Source organism: Alkaliphilus transvaalensis ATCC 700919, assembly GCF_000621485.1.
GTDB classification, from domain to species: Bacteria; Bacillota; Clostridia; order Peptostreptococcales; family Natronincolaceae; genus Alkaliphilus; species Alkaliphilus transvaalensis.
Window position 1 is genome coordinate 1 of the sequence record NZ_JHYF01000032.1, and the last position, 2,993, is coordinate 2,993.

Here is a 2,993-nt window from a genome sequence, read left to right on the forward strand (position 1 = left end):
CCTATTATTGGGTTATAGTATCTTGCCCTTAGGTAGTACTAATAAAAAAGCTACAAACTAATTATATTACTGTTGTAGCTATATTTATTATACTGGTAAGTTAATCGCTATCATCCCTAATAGATATCGAATCCCTAAATATACTGCAATAAAGATTAGATATTTTGCACCTATAAGCACTCCATCGGAATAACCAATATTAGAATCATATTTTCACAAACCTTCTCAAAATCAATATACACAATAGGACTAAACAAAACCTTCCGAGTCTGGATATACATTAGAATAAAATACACACAATTTACTCCAACAAAAATTAAGATGCTTTTTATATTTATTGATATTTTCATTATGTTTATCAATAAGATCGGTGTATTTGGATTTGAATAGGCTCTAATAATGCTATGACAATTAAAAAGATGCATACAGTTTTTTAAAACTTAGTCTTTACTTAGTTAGATATTGAACTTTTATGTCTACTCGCATGATAAAAAGAAAGGTCGCATCCACCGAAACTGTATGACCTCTGCAAACAACTGACAACTATTATATGCCCAGGTCCTTCAGCATTCGAACTAACGATTTATAGAAATAGTCACATGCTTCATTCTCTGTTCTAAAGAGTTTCAATCCAGACTTCTGACCTCGTTCACTGTAATAAACTTCCCAGTTACCCCCATTTCGATTGAGACAATATGCTTCATTTGGTAAACCGCCATCTAAAGAGTATGCATCTTTAGGGATATTGTTATTAATCAATATTTTCTTTAAATCATTTATATTCATGTTATGGTCCCACCTTTTTGCATATCTAACATTCCCTTACTTACATTCCTAAAATTAACCTCTAGTTAGTTTTTTTACTAAATTAATGTGTGGTTGTCCAAAAGGGTTGGGGGGATTAAAAGCCATCATATAAAACCTTTTATTCATTTTGCTATGATGGTTTCATTTTATCATTCTTATGTTTACTTACACAACAAAGAAAAAGTCCACAGCAATCGAAGTTGTACGACCTTAATCTAGCTTGCCGTATCCAAAATACAATGTTCACTATTCCTTTAAGATATAGTTTTCCCATCCCCTTTTAACAATCTCATCATAGTCTGGTTCATCAGTTTGTCCATAAATATCATGAGTTGCTAGTTTCTTTGATTTAACATGATCTGGAGATTCCCATTCTGACTCACATTCACTACAGCAAACAAATAGTTCGTTAGTAGCTTTATCCTTTACAATTTCTACCCAGCCTTGATTACAAATTGGACACCATTCAATTTTATACTTGTAGATATTCATATCAGATTCTCCTTCTACTAGGGTAATAAACCATTTATACCATTAAATCCTTTATTTATCTTTGCCTATAGCTTATCTCGTCCCGCCCTCTAAAGTAATGGAGGAAGGGGAAATTACTTAGCTCTTTTCCCTCACAGACATTTTCAAAACTAAGAAGTGTGGTGCGTATTCATATGGGGGTGGTAAAAAGAAAACGATAAGGAATAATCCCTATCGCCTAAAATGGTTATTAATAATCAGATATCCACTGTTATTACCATTGAGTCCCCTTGGTTTAAGGTTACTAGATAGCTGTAAAATATAAGCATAATTTTAGTTATTCTATACGTTTTGACTTTCTTTTATTGATGTCTATTAGAAATCTTTTGGTTGGCATTTTAAGGTTATCAGTAGTAGTTAGTTCATATTGGTTCGTAACATCAGTTGGTGTCATTACTGCCCATGCCCAGTCATCACCAGGTCCAATTCTAGTTCCTCTTAATTCTCTAGTGTTGATATCTACTATGATATAGAATTCTTCACCTGTTGTATTATCCTTTAAATATAACCTTTCAGTTCTATTCCTTTGACCATAATTAACCAATTCAAGTCTATATGAGTAATTAGTATCAAGTGTTGACTTTATAGGGTCACTTTCTACATAGTCATATAACCAACCACTTTTATTAACTGCTATTGCCATAGGCTCTACAAAATAAATCAGCAGGTATATCATTATAAAAGCAACAGCATAAATCCAAAGCTTTGGTTTTACACAATTTTTCATAATAAGTATAGAGGAAACCACTAAAATTATAGATGGTATCCCATATAATACCAATGTAGGCACTCCCATCAAATCTAAGCCCCTTTGGAAATTTGCTGTATTCCCTAATATAAACCATATAAACGCAGCAACATTGGCTATTATGGCAAAATACCATATTACTTTAAACCATGTTTTCATTATATCACTCCCTTGATTCTAGTATCGTAATGTTAATGTAGACTATTTCTTTATAAGTGGAAGTATATACTCTTTCCATACCTCTATATTATTGTGCATACTAGAATGATTCTCTAAGCCGTATTTCAATATATTTCTTTTATCCTCTGGTAATATAACCTTTATATTTTCTGCATTAGAGAATATTCGGATGGCTGGTACTATAGTGTGATATCGCCCTGCAATCTTTTTATAAGGTCCTCCAAGTACCTGCACTGAGTCGTAGTTATTATATACATTGATATGCTGTCCAACAGAAGATTCAAGTTGATATTCTCTAACTGGAGTTCCAATAGTTATTAGAGTTTCAGTCGAAATGCCGTATTCTTCTTCAAGTATATTGGCTGCCAATATAGCTATATTCCCACCATGACTATGGGCAACTAACCTTATGGTTCCACCATCATTTTGATTATACCATTGGGATATTTCAGTTGCTAATTTTTCAGCTGCTTTTCTTCTTGTTCCATCTAAATTACCCCCATACCATTTACTCCAATCAAAAGTTTCAACAGTTTCTTGGAATGAATTACTAATAAATTGTCTAAATTCTAAATCCCAACCCTTGCTTGCATTTGAGAAAGTTCCATGAATAAGCCAAATTCTACTGTTATCATTACCCGTCCCCTAAGTTGTAATCGTGACTTAGGTTTTTAATATGGTGATAACTATCTTTCCAGTTATCACCATTATATCAAACTGCCTCTTT

4 protein-coding genes are annotated in these 2,993 nt (G+C 32.7%); all 4 read right to left on the reverse strand.

The genetic code is table 11. The features are described from left to right. Positions 1-546 precede the first annotated feature (546 nt). Complete coding sequence (locus T335_RS0115245; protein ID WP_026478302.1) at positions 547-786, reverse strand: hypothetical protein; 240 nt, start codon at positions 784-786, stop codon at positions 547-549. A gap of 267 nt (positions 787-1,053) precedes the next feature. Next, positions 1,054-1,299: a hypothetical protein gene (locus T335_RS0115250; RefSeq protein WP_026478303.1), complete on the reverse strand. Its 246-nt coding sequence runs from the start codon at positions 1,297-1,299 to the stop codon at positions 1,054-1,056. Between the two features lie 316 nt (positions 1,300-1,615). Continuing rightward, a complete protein-coding gene (locus T335_RS0115255; RefSeq protein WP_026478304.1) occupies positions 1,616-2,245 on the reverse strand; it encodes a hypothetical protein in 630 nt (209 codons plus the stop codon). Positions 2,246-2,287: 42 nt separating this feature from the next. After that, a complete protein-coding gene (locus T335_RS22060) occupies positions 2,288-2,887 on the reverse strand; it encodes an esterase/lipase family protein (RefSeq protein ID WP_084281408.1) in 600 nt (199 codons plus the stop codon). Between the last annotated feature and the right edge of the window lie 106 nt (positions 2,888-2,993).